This window comes from Streptomyces sp. A18, assembly GCF_059026065.1.
The window spans coordinates 35,251-52,540 of the sequence record NZ_JBWLKL010000031.1 but is presented as its reverse complement, the minus strand read 5'-3'; the positions used below and the strand labels follow the sequence as shown (position 1 = coordinate 52,540).

The window sequence follows — 17,290 nt, the reverse complement described above, 5'->3', positions numbered from 1 at the left end:
CCTCGGCTTTCCCGCGCGGTTACTGTCGGCTATTCCATCGGAGGTGCAATGCCGAAGTCCCTACGATGCACTGGCCCGATGTTGGAGCAGTCGCCACAGCCACTGCGGCGGACATCCCTGGGCCAACCCAGCCAGCTCTTTTGGGACAGTGTCGACGGCGAACTCTCCTACGCCGTCTCCGGTAGTGGACTGGTCTCCGGGCTGATCGCCCAGAACGCTGAGCCGATACCTCTACGCGAGCCGGCCGCCCCCGTACGTATCGCGGAGCGCTCCAGAAGCCTGCTGTAAGGGAGTGAAGGGCCGGATCCGGAGCTGTACCGATCAGATCGAGCCACAAACCGACCGTGATTTGAAAAGCCGCTTGACCGACCTCTGTGCAGTACAGGGAGCATCAGGAGTCCACGTTCCGGAGTTCTCCGTTCTCCCTACGCGCCGTACAGAGGTATGCATGGCCATCGCGCACCCCCAGACCCGTCAGTTCGAATCGTTCGTCACGAACTTGTCGTACGCACGCAAGATGGTGCGAGCCGGGCAGGCGCTGGAGGTGCTCAGCCCCAAGGGCATCGACACCGCCGATTTCTACCGAGCCGCCTGGGTGCAGTCCATCGCTGCCCTCGAACACTGGGTACAGGAAGAGGTGTTGCGCCGGGTCGCTGAGGAAGCCGCCAAGGACGATCCGGAGATGCCGCGTAAGCTCCGTGACTACCCGTTGCCGCTGCACTGTGTGGAGCAGGTGCAGCGGGGCGATGCGACCACGGCGGAGGTAGTCGCGGAACGGGTGCGCCAGGACATCGCTCGCCAGACTCTGCAGAACCCGGATGCCATCGCGAAGGTGATGGCGCTCGTCACCGATGTCAAGGTGTGGCGGGAGGCGGCGAAGTGGGTCAACCGGTGGAGCCAGTACCGCACTTCATACGACGAAAAACGGCTGCGCGGCCAGTACGTCCTGCTGCTCCGCCGCCGAAACCAGATTGCACACGACGCGGATCTGATCGACGGTGACCTCAAGCAGCGCCGCCCGATCGGCGAGGCTGATGTCACGGACGCGCTGAACTGGATCGAGCGGATTGCGCTCGCGCTCGCATATGCGCTGGAGGGGGACGCGTCCAAGCCCTCAGGGCATCCGACTTCGGCCCCGGCTCCGGCCGGGACTTCGGAAGCGCCAGGTGGAGACCAACTGGACATCGACTGAATGATCGATGTTGAGCCCTGTGAACTCGTCTTAGGGCGCCTTCAACCTTCGGGTTTGACCGTCGGCCATGCGACCCGCCGATTCATGTGGCTGACTGCTTACTGGTGCCGTCGACCTGCCGATGATGAGGCATGTTCGCTGAAAAGTGCGGATTCGCGGCGAGCGCCTTGCCCATGCGTGAGACGTCCCAACCGCCCTGTTCATTGAGCAGGAGATCGACGCGCATCTCTTGAAGTGGAAGCCGGTGCCCGTCGTCTTCGCTGGGCAGAAGGGGAATCGGATTCGGCTCGAGACCTTCTTTGCCCCACGTCAACTTGGCGCTGGCGTGACGCCGTCCATCGCGTCCTATGGCTACCAGTTCAAGAAGGCATGCCTCTCCGCCGGTCTGGTCGGTCCGGACGGTAGGCCCAAGTACACGCCTCGTAGCCTGCGGCACTTCTTCGCCTCCACTGCCCTGGCCAACGGTGTGCCGATCCATGAGGTCTCGCGCTGGCTGGGGCACCGCTCGGTCAAGACGACGGTCGACATCTACGGGCACCTGCTGTCGAGTGCGTGGGACCGCTGCAGGCAGGTTCTGCAGCACGCCATGCGTCCCGTGCCTCTGGCTGCAACTCTTCAACCACCGAACGAAACGGCCTGAACTGCTGGTACCTCCTTGCTGTTCCGAGGCGGGTTTCCCTAGCGCAGACGGCTTCCTATCGACTGCCGACATCAAGCCCGGCGATGCCGTCGACGGAGTCTCTACTTAGCGGTGGGGAGGGCGTACCGTCGAGGGTTCATTCCATGGCCGCATGCAAGATCGGGCACAAGATGATGCCCTTCCACGACTCAAAGTTGATTCACCACGGGATGCGTCGGTTTCCAGGGGCTATGGAGCTTCCGTGGAGACCGACTGCTACGGCCCCCGGGCCGTCGGGTGAAAGAGCGCGGAGGATCAAGTCGATGACGTAGCCGCTGCTGGCACCTCGCGTACCTAGCCATCCATCCTTGAGGAGCGTGGCGAACGTGGTGTTGTTCAGATACCTGGGCACATCTCCTTCCCGAAGGCGCCTGCCGCCACGAGCGCCACGAGCGAGTGGGCTGTCGATCAGCGCCTTGAAGTGAGGGCGGGTGAGGTACATGCCAGGGATGAGCGCAGTGGAGCTCATGACGAAGGGAACGTTCCGGCACAGCTTGACCATGCTCGGAGCGGTGACGAGCCGAGGATCCAAGCCGTCGTCGAGCTGTTCGCACTCCTTGTCCACCATTGTCATACGCTCCAGCTCGCGCTCCGCGGTCGCGTCGTACCGATATGTCCAGATGGCCGCCTCCTTGCGCATCCGCTTGTACTGGACCGTGGTGACACTTCCCGTGAACTCGTTCACGTAGATCATGTCGACTCCGGTGACAGTCTCGACGTTGTGGCGGTTGGCGTTGTACACGAAGAGGCGATGGCCAGTCGGCCCGCCGCTGCGGCGGTAGATGCGCCACCCCACCTCGACCGCGTCCAAGCCCGTCATTCCCGGAAACCGGTGGTAGTCGTGCACGATCTGTTGGTCCTCGATCTGTCGGAGATCGGGTAGCCCAGCGAGAAAAGGAACAGAGCGGGTCTCCAGGACTTCGGACGCAACAGGAGATTGCCAGGACTCGACAACGTCACGCTCCATGCCCGCGGCCTCGAGCAGAATGCCCACGGCGTCTTTCTCCAGGTTCAGCTTCTCGCCGACAGCCCCTGCCGGTGGGTGCATCCCCAGTGACTGCTCCAGACCGGAAAGCGTCGAATCCAGCTCGGGCCGTAGCTGACGTACGCATTCGAGCAGCCGTTGGCCCGCTACTTCCGACATGCGGCCGTCGTCTTGAAGGAAGCGGCGGCTTGATCCCATCGGCATCTCAAGATCCGCGAGTGGGAGCGGCCGAGATAGTGGGGTGAAATCTCTGGTGAGCAGGGAGCGTTCGTAGGTCCCTGACCGTCTCCCCGGGAAAGCGCCACCGACACCGATGACGGTGCGCTTGTCGAGGTCGGGGTCCCGGTCGGTGAAGAAGGTCAGACACCAACCTCGAGGCTTTCGCCACTCTTTGTACGGGTAGGCGAAGCTCCGCTCGTCTCGCTGAAGCCAGCGTGGTGGGGGTTCCGGGAGGCGCTGCAGCATGAGGGTGGTGCAGTGAACCAGCGCGACGGATGCCACGAGAATCTCCCGATGATGTAGCAGTTCGACGTGGTCATTCTCGGGTAAGTGTGCGCACGGTGCCCCCTGTTGATCAAAAGTGCGACGCTGGCGGTTCGCGAAGTGCAGTAACGGAGAGCGTTGACCGCCGTTGGCCAGTCGTACAGCCGGTCATCGTGTTCTCCGCTACGGGCGAGCGAGCTGAAGTTTCGGCGCAATGCCCTGCTGGTCTGCCCTCGAAGTCGGTCCATAGCGGTCGGCACGGGCGTCGGCCGACCTTGTCGACCTGTACGGCCATGCCAAGTACAGGCTCTTAGCCTGCTGCACTTCTTCGCCTCCACGGCCTTGGCTAACGGTGTGACGATCCACGAGGTGTCGCGCTTGCTGGGCCACCGCTCGGTCGCGACCACGGTCGACATCTACGGGCATCTGTTGCCCAGCGCGTGGAATCGCTGCGGGACGTTCTACAGCACGCCATGCGCCCCGCGTCCCCGAGCGCTACGTCTTTCCCGCTCGAGGAGGCGAGCTGGAGCGCCAGCAACCTAGCTGCGTAGGCGTGCGAGAGCCGGCTCGTCTGCATGGTGCTGGGATAGAACGCCCGTGCTGGGATGGTGCTGGGATGCCCCCTGCAGAACCGGCGTTTCCGCAGGTGGGAGCTCTGCACTACAGATTCCGCTTCAACGTGTAGCGGGCAGCCGCAAGGGGTCCGGCTCTGTGGAGGCGGGCCCCTCCTTCTTCTCGTCGGGGGAGAGGATTCGGTTCAGCAGGGGGCCCGCGAGCGCGGTCGTCGTTACCGCCATCACCACCATCAGTGAGTACAGCGTGCCGTCCAGCAGGCCCAGTTCGAGGCCCACGCCGAGTACCACCAGTTCGGTCAGGCCGCGGGTGTTCAGCATGACGCCGAGTGCCGCTGCGGGGCGGGGGCCGAAGCCCCCTAGCCGGGCTCCTGCGTACCCGCCCAGGAGTTTGCCGACCACCGCCACCATGACGATCGCGGCCAGGGTGCCGAGGTCCGAGGAGTCCAGGCCGGAGAGGTCGACCTTGAGCCCTGCCAGGACGAAGTAGACGGGGAGCAGGAGCAGGCCGGACAGGGGCTCGATCCGCTTCAGCGTCACCTCGCGCAAGGTGCCGTTGCCCCGCGGCATGACGGCGCCGAACAGGAACGCCCCGAAGATGTAGTGCAGGCCCATCCACTCGGTGCATGCCGCCGACAGGAGCAATCCCCCGAGGACCAGGGCCAGGAAGTTCATGCTCTCGCCGGAGCCGTGCTCGCTCGCCCTGCGCAGCAGCGGACGGACGGCTGTGACCATCAGGGCGACGTACGGCACCACCAGCGCGAGCCGCCAGTCCAGACGCTCCCCGGTGGCCACCGCCACCGCCACCGCGAGCAGCACCCAGGCCAGCAGATCGGTGATCGCCGCGCACGTCAGGGCGGTCGTACCGAGCCGGGTGCGGGTCAGGCCGCGGTCGGCGATGATCCGGGCCAGGACGGGGAACGCCGTCACGGCCATCGCCACCGCGAAGAACAGCACGAATCCCGGCAGCGAACCCTCGTGGTGCGCATCCACGAGCAGCAGCGCCAGCCCCGCGCCCAGAGCGAGCGGCAGCAGGGTCGAGAAGGCGGTCGCCCACAGGGTGACCCGGCCCCCTCCGCGCAGCACGCCGAGGTCGAGTTCCATCCCGACGGCGAACATGAACAGGGCCAGGCCGACGCCGGCGAGCGCGCTCAGCAAGGGCAGTACGTCGGCGGGGAAGAGCGTCTCGGAGAAGTGCGCGCCGAACAGGGTGGGCCCCAGCAGTACGCCGGTGAGTATCTCGCCGATCACCGCCGGCTGGCCCAACGCCCTTGCGGCGGCGCCCAGGGCGCGCGCAAGGCCGAGTATCAGGGCCAGGTCGAGGAGGAGGTAGAGCGTCTGCGACGGCGTCACTTGGAGTGGCCGCCTTCCTTGTCCTCAGTCTCCGGGGAGTCGACGTCCTCGGTCTCCGGGGAGTCGACCGCGGGCCGCCGCGGGTCGGAAGGCGGGGTCTCGCCCGGCAGGACCACGTGCGCCGTGCCCTTGGCCAGGTCGATGCGGGTCAGCGGCGGGGCGCCGTCGCCCTCCTCGTCCTTGCGGACCTCTTCCCACTGCTGCTGTTTGGTCTCGACCTGCTTGTTGCCGTTGAAGATCAGGTTGAACTCGTCGAACGCCGCGCCCGTCACAGGGCGCCGAGCGTTGCGCTCCATGCCGCGCCGGAAGAGGATCGTGCGCCCCTTGAAGAAGCGCCGCAGGACCAGTTCCGTTCCGCAGGATATGAACAGCAGCAACGCCAGCGCAGGGAGCACGGCTTGGCTCCACATACCTGCCATCGGATAGGCCCTCCTGTCGACGGTTCGAGGCTATCCGCCGATCGGGGCTCCTCCCGGTGCGATCAGGTGTCCCGTTTCGTCCAGTGCCGTCTCGGACCTTGCACGCCATCCCGGCACAGCAGAGTCTCCAGTTGAATTAGAGCCTGCGCAGCCCGAGGAGATTCGATGATCCCGCTCTCGCACGCACAGCAGCGACTGTGGTTCCTCAACCGGTTGGAAGGGCCCAATGCCACCTACAACATGCCGGCCGTACTGCGGCTGACGGGTGAGTTGGACCGGACCGCTCTCGTCGCGGCGCTGCAGGACCTGATCGACCGTCACGAGCCCTTGCGCACCGTCTTCGTCAGCCGCGACGACGTGCCGGGGCAGCAGATCCTCGCCCCTGGCGAAGCCCGCATCGAGGCGGCCGTCACCGAGGTCGGGCCGGACGAGCTGGACGGCGAACTCGCCGAGCTGGCCGGTCGCGCCTTCGACCTGGAGGGTGAAATACCCATCCGGGCACGGCTGTACGCGCTGTCCGAGCGCGAGCACGTGCTGGCGTTGGTGATCCATCACATCGCCGCGGACGGCTGGTCGATGGCGCCGCTCGCCCGCGACCTCACCGCGGCGTACGAGGCACGCCGTGCCGGGCGCGCACCCGACTGGCCCGAACTGCCCATCCAGTACGCGGACTACACCCTCTGGCAGCAGGAGCTGCTCGGCGGCGAGGACGACCCGGAATCCCTGATCAGCGAGCAGGTCGAGTACTGGCGCAAGGCGCTGTCCGGCCTGCCGGACGAGCTGCGGCTGCCCGCGGACCGGCAGCGCTCGGCCGCGCCCGGCAGTCAGGGCGGCAACGTCCCGCTGCAGGTGGGCCCCGAGCTGCACCGGAAGCTGTCCGAACTTGCCGTGCGGTCGGACGCGAGCCTGTACATGGTGGTGCAGGCGGGCCTTGCCGCGCTCCTGAGCCGTCTTGGCGCGGGCACGGACATCCCGCTCGGCTCGCCGATCGCGGGCCGTACCGAGGAAGGCCTCGACGAGCTGGTCGGCTTCTTCGTCAACACCCTGGTGATGCGGCTCGACACCGGCGGCGACCCCTCGTTCCGCGAACTCATCGCCAGGTCCCGGGAGACGGCTCTCGGCGCGTACGCCAACCAGGACCTGCCGTTCGACCGCCTCGTCGACATCCTCCGGCCCGACCGGACCCTGGGCAGGCACCCGCTGTTCCAGGTGATGGTGGCCTTCCAGAACAACACCCTGCCGCAACTGCGTCTGCCGGGGCTCGTCGTGGAGGGCGAGCAGCTGTACACCGAGACCTCCAAGTTCGACCTGGCGTTCAGCATGGGCGAGCAGTTCGACGCCGAGGGCCGGCCGACGGGGCTCGGCGGCACGATCGAGTACGCCACCGACCTGTTCGACCGGGAGAGCGTCGAGCGGCTCGGCGCCCGCCTGATCCACGTCTTCGAGGCGATGGTCGCCGACCCCGAACAGCGGGCGGACTCCCTGCAGTTGCTGCTGCCGGGCGAGCGGCAGCAGGTGCTCGACACCTGGAACCGGACCGCGCGGGACGTCCCCGCGGCCGGGTTCGCGGAGCTCTTCGCGTCCCGTGCCGCCGCGACCCCGGACGCCACCGCGCTGGTGTCCGACGCGGCCACGATGACCTACGGCGAGCTCAACGCCGCCGCCAACCGTCTTGCCCGACTGCTCGCCGAGCGCGGCGCCGGCCCGGGGCAGCTGGTGGCGCTCGCGCTGCCGCGGTCGGTGGAGCTGGTGACGGCGATGCTCGCCGTGGCCAAGTCCGGGGCCGCCTACCTGCCGGTCGACACCGGCTACCCGGCCGAGCGCATCGCGTACATGATCGAGGACTCCCGCCCGGTCCTTACGCTGACGACGGGCGCGCTGACCGGGCGGCTGCCGGACGGCGGCCCGCTCCTGGTGCTCGACGACGAGCGGACCGGCGCCGATGCGGCCCGCTTCACCGCGGACGACCTGCCGTCGAACCGGACGCTCAGCAGCCCGCTCTACGTGATCTACACCTCGGGATCCACCGGCAGGCCGAAGGGCGTGGTGGTGACGGACAGCGGCGTCGCCAGCATGGCCCGCAGCCAGCGCGAGCGCCTGGGCGCGGGGCCCGAGAGCCGGGTGCTGCAGTTCTCGTCGCCCAGCTTCGACGTCGCGTTCTGGGACATCTGCATGGCGCTCCTGAACGGCGGCACGCTGTTCCTGCGCTCGGCCGAACAGCTCATGCCGGGCCAGGAGTTGGCGGAGTTCGTCCGCGACAAGGGCCTCACGCACTTCACCATGCCGCCGTCCGTGCTCGCGGCGATGCCGTCGGGCGTGCTCCCGGACGGCCTGACCGTGTCGGTGGCGGGCGAGGCCTGCCCCGGCGCGCTCGTGGAGCGGTGGGCCCCGGGCAACCGGATGTTCAACGCCTACGGCCCGACCGAGACGACCGTCATCGCGACCATGACCGAGCAGCTGTCGGGACCGGACGGCCCCCCGATCGGCCGGCCCGTGGACAACACCCGGGCCTACGTGCTCGACGAGAACCTGCGCCCGGTGCCGACCGGCGTGGTGGGAGAGCTGTACGTCGCGGGCGCGAGCCTGGCCGCAGGCTATCTGCGCCGCCCGGCGCTGACCGCGGAACGCTTCGTGGCCTGCCCGTTCGGCGGCCACGGCGAGCGGATGTACCGCACCGGAGACCTCGCCAGGCTGCGGGCCGACGGGCAGGTCGACTACGTCGGCCGGGCCGACGCGCAGGTGAAGATCCGCGGCTTCCGGATCGAGCCGGGAGAGGTGGAGTCCGTACTCGCCCGGCACCCCGGGGTGCGGCAGGCCGCCGTACTGGCCCGGGAGGATCGCCCCGGTGACCGGCAGCTGGCCGCGTACCTCGTCCCGGCAGGGGACGACGCCGACCGGGACGAGGCGGCGGAGCAGCAGCAGCTCGGCAACTGGCAGGCCACCTACGACGCCCACCACGAGGGCCTGTCCGGCGGCCTCGGCGACGACTTCTCCGGCTGGAACAGCAGCTACACCGGGCAGCCGATCCCGATCGAGGAAATGCGGCGGTGGCGGGACGCCACCGTGGCCCGGGTGCGCGAGCTGCGCCCCCGCCGGGTCCTGGAGATCGGGGTGGGCAGCGGCCTGCTCCTCGCGCCGCTGGCGCCGGACTGCGAGTCCTACTGGGGCACCGACATCTCCGAGGTCGTCATCGACCGTGTCCGCGCCCAGCTGGAGGACCGGCCCGAGCTGAAGGAGCGGGTCGAACTGCGGGCCCAGGCGGCGCACGTCTTCGACGGCCTGCCCACCGGGTACTTCGACACCGTCGTCCTGAACTCCGTCATCCAGTACTTCCCCAGCGCCGACTACCTGAACGACGTGCTCACCCGGGTGCTCGACCTCGTCGCCCCCGGCGGCAACGTCTTCGTCGGCGACGTCCGCAACCTCCGGCTGCACCGCGCCCTGCGCACATCCGTCGAACTGCTCGCCACCGACGCCGCGGTCCGCGACGCCGCCGAGGTGAGCAGGACAGTGGGCCTGGCCGTGGCACGGGAGACGGAACTGCTCGTCGACCCCGACTACTTCGCGGGGCTCGGCGTGGCGGCGGACCTGGCGGTCAAGGCCGGCACGGACCGCAACGAACTCTCCGGCCACCGCTACGACGTGCTGCTGCGCACCGCGCCGCAGCCCGAGCCGACCGCCGTCCGGGAGCTCGTCTGGGGGCGGGACGCCGTCGACACGGACGCGCTGCGCGCGGCGCTCGCGGCCCGGCCCGACTGCCTGCGGGTCACCGGCATCCCCAACCGCCGGATCGCCGGTGAACTGGCCGCCGTGCGGGCGCTGGAAGCCGGTGACCTGCCGGCCGCCCTTGCCGCGCTGACCGAGGACGCCGCCGAGCTGCCGGAGCCCGCGGAGTTCACCGCCCTGGGCGACGAGGCCGGCTACCGGACCGCCGTGACCTGGGCCGGAGCAGACTCCGAAGGCGGCACGCTGGACGTGGCGTTCAGCGCCCCCGGTACGGCGCCGTGCGGCGCCTACCGCCCCGGGGTGCCGACGGCCTCCGGGAGCGACGCGTACACCAACGCCCCGGCCGCCGTGCTCGCCTCGGACGCGCTGGTCGAGTCGGTGCGCGAGCACCTGCGGCGCGCGGTGCCCGACCACCTGGTGCCGACCGCGTTCGTCGTGCTCGACCGGATGCCGCTGACCCCGAACGGCAAGCTGGACCGGCGGGCGCTCCCGGCGCCGACCGTCATCGGCAAGACGTCGGGCCGGGGGCCGCGCAACGACCGCGAGACCACCCTGTGCCGGATCTTCGCCGAGGTCCTTGGCCTGCCCCGGGTCGGCATCGACGACGGGTTCTTCGACCTGGGCGGCCACTCGCTCCTCGCGACCCGCCTGGTCTCGCGCGTACGGGCCGACCTGGGCGTCGACCTGGCCATCCGCGACCTGTTCGTGGAGCCGACGGTCGCCGGGATCGGTGCCGTACTGGACAAGGCCGAGTCCACCCGGCGCCGCCCGGTGGTGCGCCAGCGGCGCCCGGAGCGCACACCCCTGTCGCACGCGCAGCAGCGGCTGTGGTTCCTCAACCGCCTCGAAGGCGGCAGCGCCACCTACAACATGCCGATCGCGGTGCGGCTCACCGGCGACCTCGACCGCGCGGCGCTCGCCGCGGCCGTCCAGGACGTGTCCGACCGGCACGAATCGCTGCGCACGCGCTACCCGGACGTCGACGGCATCCCGTACCAGCACATCGAGCCCGCCGAGCAGGCCCGCGTGGAGCTGCGGGTCACCGGGACCACCGACGCGGACCTGGCCGCGCGGCTCGCCGACGCCTGCGGGCGTGGCTTCGACCTGGCGGCGGAACTCCCGCTGCGGGCCCACCTGTTCACGCTGTCCGCGGACGACCACGTACTCGCCCTCGTGCTGCACCACATCGCCGGAGACGGCTGGTCGATGGGCCCGCTGACCCGGGACCTCACGGACGCCTACGCCGCCCGCGTCGCGGGGCGGGGGCCGCGCTGGGCGCCGCTGCCCGTGCAGTACGCGGACTACGCGCTGTGGCAGCGGGAGCTGCTCGGCCGCGAGGACGATCCGGACAGCCTGATCAGCGAACAGGTCGCGTTCTGGCGCAAGACCCTGTCCGACCTGCCCGAGGACCTGCGGCTGCCCGGCAGCCGGCCGCGCGGCGCGAGCGGCGAGTACCACGGCGCCACCCTGTCGTTCCGCGTCGATCCGGCGACCCACCGCCGCATGACCGCGCTGGCCACGGCATCGGGCACCAGCCTGCACATGGTCAGCCAGGCGGGGCTCGCGGCCCTGCTCACCCGGCTCGGCTGCGGCACCGACATCCCTCTGGGCACCCCGGTCGCCGGACGTACCGACACCGCGCTCGACGACCTCATCGGCGACTTCCTCAACACGCTGGTGCTGCGCACCGACACGAGCGGCAACCCCACCTGGCACGAGCTCCTCGGCCGGATCAGCGAGACCAACCTCAGCGCCTACGCCCACCAGGACCTGCCGATCGAGCGGCTCGTCGAGATCGTCAACCCGGACCGGTCGGCCGGCCGGATGCCGCTCTTCCAGGTCCTGCTCTCGCTGCACGGGGCCCCGCCGGAGCCGCAGTTCCCCGGCCTTTCCGCACGCGCCGAGTCGGTCGAGCGGATCGTGCAGAACAAGTTCGACCTCGCCGTCCACCTCCGCGAGACCGCCGCCGCCGACGGCACCCCGGGCGGCCTTGAGGGCATGGTCGAGTACTCGACCGACCTCTTCGACGCGGCGGACATCGAGCGCCTGACGGACCGTCTGACCCGGATGTTCGCGGCGCTCGCCGCCGACCCCGGGCAGCGCATCGGCGCGGCCGAGCTGCTCGACGAGGCCGAGCACGAGCAGGTCGTGCGCGGCTGGAACGACACCGCGCACGAGGTCGCGCCCGCCACCCTGCCGGAGCTGCTCGCCGCGCAAGCGGCCCGTACGCCCGACGACACGGCGGTGGTCTTCGAGGACACCGGACTGACCTACGCCGAGCTCGACCTGCGGGCCGGCAGGCTTGCCCGGCTGCTCGCCGAGCGCGGCGCCGGACCGGAGAGCTGCGTCGCGGTGCTGCTGCCGCGCTCCGAGGCCCTGGTCGTCACGCTCCTCGCGGTCCTGCGGACCGGCGCCGCGTATCTGCCCATCGACCCCGGCTATCCCGCCGAGCGCATCACCTACCTGCTCGACGACGCCCGGCCGGTGCTCACCCTCACCGAGGACCACCCCGTCTTCGCCGAGGAGCCCACGGGCGACCCGCTCGCGGCCTCGCCGGGCACCTGCCTGCCGGAACACCCCGCGTACGTGATCTACACGTCCGGGTCCACCGGAGCGCCCAAGGGCGTGGTGGTGTCCCACGCGAGCATCGTCAACCGGCTGCTGTGGATGCGGGACCGGTACGGGATCGACGCCACCGACCGGGTGCTGCAGAAGACGCCCGCCGGGTTCGACGTGTCCGTGTGGGAGTTCTTCCTGCCGCTCCTGACCGGCGCCACGCTGGTGGTGGCGGAGCCCGGCGGGCACCAGGACCCCGCGTACCTGGCCGACCTGATGCGCGAGCAGCGGATCACCACCGCGCACTTCGTGCCGTCGATGCTGGCCGTGTTCGCCGCGGAGCCCGCGGCGGAACAACTGCCGGACCTGCGCCGCCTGATCAGCAGCGGTGAGGCACTGCCCGCCGAGCTCGCCGAGCGTGCGGGCACGGTGATCGGCACCGGGCTGCACAACCTGTACGGGCCGACCGAAGCGGCCGTGGACGTCACCGCCTGGGAGTACCGCAGCGAGCCGGGCGCCGTCTCCGTGCCGATCGGCGCCCCGGTGTGGAACACCGCCCTGTACGTGCTCGACTCCGCGCTGCGCCCCGCCCCGCAGGGCGTCGCCGGTGAGCTGTACATCGCCGGTGCCCAGCTGGCCCGCGGCTATCTGCACCGGCCCGCGCTGACCGCCGAGCGGTTCGTGGCCTGCCCCTTCGGCCGGGCCGGGGAGCGGATGTACCGCACCGGCGACGTGGCCGCCTGGCGGGCCGACGGGCAGCTCGAGTTCCTCGGCCGCGCCGACGACCAGGTCAAGGTGCGCGGCTTCAGGGTCGAGCCCGCCGAGATCGAGGCGGCCCTGGCCCGGCACGAGGACGTCGGGCACGCCGTCGTCGTACCGCGCGCCGACGCGTCCGGCGGCACCCGGCTCTTCGCGTACGTCGTCCCGGCCGGCGCGCAGCGGCCCCAGCCCGCGGCGCTGCGCGAGTTCCTCGGCGGTCTGCTGCCGGAGCACCTGATCCCGTCGGCCTTCCTCGTCCTGGACGAGCTGCCGGTGACCCCGAACGGCAAGCTCGACCGGCGGGCCCTCCCCGCGCCCGACCACGAGGGCAGGAAGGCCGGGCGCGGCCCGCGCAACCAGCGCGAGGAGACGCTCTGCCGGATCTTCGCGGACATCCTCGGTCTGCCCGGCGTGGGCATCGACGAAGGCTTCTTCGACCTGGGCGGCCACTCCCTGATGGCGACCCGGCTGATCTCCCTGGTGCGGTTCACCTTCGGTGTCGACCTGGCGATCCGCGACCTGTTCGAGACGCAGACGGTCGCCGGTCTCGTGCGGATCCTCGACCAGGCCGACGGCAGCCGGCGGCAGCCGATCGTCCGGGTGCCGCGCCCGGAGCAGGTGCCCCTGTCCCACGCCCAGCAGCGGCTCTGGTTCCTCAACCGCCTCGACGGCCCGAACGCCTCGTACAACCTGCCGATGGCGGCGCGGCTGACCGGTGAACTCGACGTCTCGGCGCTGGCCGCCGCCGTCGCCGATGTGACCGGCCGGCACGAGACGCTGCGCACGGTCTTCCCCGAGACAGACGGCGTTCCCCACCAGCTGATCCTCACCCCGGACCAGGCGAGGCCCGACTTCGCGGTGAGCGAGGTCGGCCGGGACGAGCAGGCAGCGGCGATCGCCGGGATCTCCGGGCAGGGCTTCGACCTGCGCACGGACCTGCCGCTGCGGGTCCGGCTGCTCAGCGTGTCCCCGACCGAGCACGTGCTCGTGCTGGTCCTGCACCACGTGGCGGGCGACGGCTGGTCGCTGGTGCCGCTCGCCCGCGATCTGAGCGGTGCGTACGCGGACCGCTGCGACGGCAGGGCGCCGGAGTGGACCGAACTGCCCGTGCAGTACGTGGACTACGCGCTGTGGCAGCGGGATCTGCTCGGCCGCACGGACGACCCGGACAGCGTCGTCAGCGCGCAGGTCGCGTACTGGCGCAAGGCGCTCGCCGGGATCCCGGACGAGCTGCCGCTGCCCGCGGACCGGCCGCGACCGAAGACCCCGAGCTACGCGGGCGGCAGCGTCGAGTTCGGCTACGGGCCCGAGCTGCACGCCCGGATCAACAAGCTCGCCGTCGACTGCAACGCCACGGCCTTCATGGTGGTGCAGACGGCGCTCGCCGCGCTCCTGACCCGCCTGGGGGCGGGCACCGACATCCCGGTCGGCTCGCCCATCGCGGGGCGCACCGACAGGGCCCTCGACGACCTCGTCGGATTCTTCGTCAACACGCTGGTGCTGCGCACCGACACGAGCGGCGACCCGACCTTCCGCGACATCATCGACCGGGTGCGGGAGGCCAATCTCAACGCGTACGCCCACCAGGACCTCCCGTTCGAGTTCCTGGTCGAGGCGCTCAACCCGGACCGCTCCCCGGCCCGGCACCCCCTGTTCCAGGTGATGTTCGCCTTCCAGAACACCAGGGACACCGAGCTGCGGCTGCCAGGCCTGACCGCCGAGGCGCTCGAAGCGGGCACCGACGCCACCATGTTCGACCTGTCGGTCAACCTGACGGCCCGGTACCACGAGGACGGCCGCGAGGGCGGCGCCCGGGGCGCGCTGGTCTACGGCAGCGACCTGTTCGACAGGGAGACCGTGGCGGCGATCGCCGATCGCCTGCTGTTGATGCTGGAGGCGATCACCAGCGATCCGGAGCAGCGGATCAGCCAGGTCGAGCTGCTCGACGGGGCCGAGCGGCAGCGGATCCTGGAGGAGTGGAACGGCGACACCGCACCGGTTCCGTCGGCCACCCTGCCCGAGCTGTTCACCGCGTCCGCCGCGCGCGACGGCGCCGCCACCGCCGTGCGCGCGGGGGGCACGCGGCTGAGCTACGACACGCTGCGGGCGTCCGCCAACCGCCTTGCGCGGCTCCTGGTGGCGAAGGGCTGCGGCCCCGGGCAGCGGGTCGCGCTCGCCCTGCCGAGGGACGAGCGGCTGCCGGTCGCGATCTGGGCGGTGCTCGACTCCGGTGCCGCGTACGTGCCGATCGACCCCAACCACCCGACCGAGCGCGTGCGTTACCTCGTCGAGGACGCCCGGCCGGTCCTCGCGGTGACGGACACCGCCGGGGACGCCGTGCTGCCCGACGGCCTGCCCCGCATCGTGCTCGACGACCCGGCGACCGAGGCCGAGCTCTCCGGGCTCGGCGACGCGGACCTCACCGACGCGGACCGGTCGGCGCCGCTGCGCCCCGACGACGCGGCGTACGTCATCTACACATCGGGATCGACCGGGCGGCCCAAGGGTGTCGTGGTCGCGCACCGCGCCGTGGCGAATCTGTCGGCGTGGGCAGGCCAGGCCTTCTCCGCGGACGTGTTCGCCACCGCGCTCGCCTCCACATCGGCGACCTTCGACGTCTCGGTGTCGGACATGATCCTGCCGCTGCTGCACGGCGGCAGCATCGAGGTGGTGCGCGACGTGCTCGCCCTCGCCGACGCGGAACGCCCCGAGGTGAGCCTGGTCTGCACGGCGCCGTCCGCGATGTCGGCGGCGCTCGCCACCGGCGGCCGGTTCAAGATCGGCACCGTCATCCTGGTGGGCGAGGCGGTCACGCCACGCCTGGTGCACGATCTGCGGGCTGCGGCCCCCGGCGTACGGATCGCGAACCTCTACGGCCCGACGGAGGCCACCGTCTACGCCACCGAGTGGTACGACGACGGCAACGCCGCGGGCGTGGCACCGATCGGCCGCGCCATGACCAACTACCGCACCTATGTGCTGGATGACGGCATGAACCCGGTGCCGCCCGGCGTCACCGGTGAGCTGTACCTCGCTGGTGACGGGCTCGCCCGTGGCTACTTCGGACGGCCCGGGATGACCGCCGAACGCTTCGTCGCCTGCCCGTTCGGCGGCTCCGGCGACCGGATGTACCGCACCGGAGACCTCGTGCGCTGGCGTTCCGACGGCCAGTTGGAGTTCGTCGGCCGGGTCGACGACCAGGTCAAGATCCGCGGTCAGCGGGCGGAGCCCGGCGAGACCGAGGCCGTGCTCGCCCGGCACGAGACCGTCGCGCAGGTCGCGGTGATCCCGCGGCGGGACCAGCAGGGTGACACCACGCTCGTCGCGTACGCCGTGGCCGTGGACGGCCACGAGGCGGAGCCCGCCGAGCTGATCGAGTTCGCGCGCCGTGAACTGCCGGGCCATCTGGTCCCGTCGGCGGTCGTGCCGCTGGAGCGGCTGCCGCTGACCGCCAGCGGAAAGCTGGACCGGCGGATGCTGCCGGCGCCGGGGGCCGCGCAGTCCGCCGACGGACGCGGGCCGCGCGATGCCGGGGAGCAGGCGCTGTGCGAGCTGTTCGCCGAGGTGATCGGGGTGCCGAAGGTCGGGATCGACGACAGCTTCTTCGAGCTGGGCGGGCACTCCCTGCTCGCCACCCGGCTGGTGGCGAAGGCGCGGGAGCGGCTCGGTGTCGAGCTCGCCGTGCGGACCCTGTTCGAGGCGCCGACCGTGGCGGCGCTCGCCGACCGCCTCGACGCGAAGGGCCCGGAAGCCTCCGGCGCTGATTCGCTCCAGGTCCTGATGCCGCTGCGCACCGAAGGCAGCCGGCCCCCGCTGTTCTGCGTGCATCCGGCGACCGGCCTCGGCTGGGTGTACGCGGGCCTGCTGCAGCGCCTGGAGAAGGACCAGCCGCTCTACACGCTCCAGGCCCGTGGCCTTGACGGGCAGGGCGGGTACGCCGCTTCGGTCGACGAAATGGCGGTCGACTACCTCGCCCAGATCCGCTCGGTGCAGCCGCACGGCCCGTACCAGCTCCTCGGCTGGTCGTCCGGCGGCGCGGTGGCCCACGCCATCGCCGGGCTGCTGCGCGACCGGGGCGAGGAGGTGCGCCTCCTTGCCATGCTCGACAGCACGGTCCCCGGACCCGGTTACGCCGATCCGGACGCGGACGTGATGTTCCAGGCGCTGCGTTACGTCGGCCTCGATCTGCCCCAAGTGGCGGGCGAGGGGCTCGATTTCGGCCGCGTGCACGCGTTCCTGCGCGAGATCGACCACCCCCTTGCCGGTCTGGGCGAGCGCAGCCTTGCCGCGCTGCCGGAGATCCTCGGCCGGCAGACCGCGATGCTGAGCGAGCCGTTCGACCGCAAGGTCGACACCGACGTGCTGTTCTTCACCGCGAGGCGCTCCCACCCGGACGAGCCGGACTTCGCGTCCAGCTGGCAGCCCCTGGTCACGGGCCGGATCACGGAGGTCGAGGTCGACTGCGAGCACAATCAGATGACCGAGGCCGACGCGTTGTCGCAGATCGCCCCGGCCCTGCGGGCAATGCTTTCGGGGGCCGATTCGTGAAGGGTTTCGTTTACGCCT

At 70.6% G+C, this 17,290-nt stretch carries 7 protein-coding genes; 3 read left to right on the top strand and 4 right to left on the bottom strand.

Annotation, left to right across the window (positions count from 1 at the left end; all coding sequences use genetic code 11):
• Window positions 1-448 precede the first annotated feature (448 nt).
• Window positions 449-1,192: a hypothetical protein gene (locus tag AC5P1C_RS33040; protein WP_493869642.1), complete on the top strand. Its 744-nt coding sequence runs from the start codon at window positions 449-451 to the stop codon at window positions 1,190-1,192.
• A gap of 82 nt (window positions 1,193-1,274) precedes the next feature.
• Here AC5P1C_RS33040 and AC5P1C_RS33035 read toward each other — a convergent pair whose 3' ends face one another.
• The gene (locus tag AC5P1C_RS33035) at window positions 1,275-1,418 is read right to left on the bottom strand and encodes a hypothetical protein (protein WP_493869641.1); all 144 of its coding nucleotides are present in this window, start codon (window positions 1,416-1,418) and stop codon (window positions 1,275-1,277) included.
• Window positions 1,419-1,436: 18 nt separating this feature from the next.
• On the opposite strand from AC5P1C_RS33035, the gene AC5P1C_RS33030 reads away from it, so the two are divergent.
• Window positions 1,437-1,832, top strand: a complete 396-nt coding sequence (locus tag AC5P1C_RS33030; protein ID WP_493869640.1) for a tyrosine-type recombinase/integrase — start codon at window positions 1,437-1,439, stop codon at window positions 1,830-1,832.
• Window positions 1,833-2,031: 199 nt separating this feature from the next.
• Here the strand turns inward: AC5P1C_RS33030 and AC5P1C_RS33025 are convergent, their stop codons facing one another.
• The 3 genes from AC5P1C_RS33025 to AC5P1C_RS33015 all read right to left on the bottom strand — a co-directional run bounded on the left by AC5P1C_RS33025 (window position 2,032) and on the right by AC5P1C_RS33015 (window position 5,659).
• Entirely contained in the window at window positions 2,032-3,357 is a 1,326-nt protein-coding gene (locus AC5P1C_RS33025) for a hypothetical protein (RefSeq protein ID WP_493869639.1), read from the bottom strand.
• Between the two features lie 656 nt (window positions 3,358-4,013).
• Entirely contained in the window at window positions 4,014-5,264 is a 1,251-nt protein-coding gene (locus AC5P1C_RS33020; RefSeq protein WP_493869638.1) for a cation:proton antiporter, read from the bottom strand.
• Window positions 5,261-5,659: a DUF6191 domain-containing protein gene (locus AC5P1C_RS33015; protein ID WP_493869637.1), complete on the bottom strand. Its 399-nt coding sequence runs from the start codon at window positions 5,657-5,659 to the stop codon at window positions 5,261-5,263. Before AC5P1C_RS33015 ends, AC5P1C_RS33020 begins: the two co-directional genes overlap by 4 nt.
• Window positions 5,660-5,848: 189 nt before the next feature.
• On the opposite strand from AC5P1C_RS33015, the gene AC5P1C_RS33010 reads away from it, so the two are divergent.
• Entirely contained in the window at window positions 5,849-17,272 is an 11,424-nt protein-coding gene (locus AC5P1C_RS33010) for an amino acid adenylation domain-containing protein (protein ID WP_493869636.1), read from the top strand.
• The last annotated feature ends 18 nt before the right edge of the window (window positions 17,273-17,290 follow it).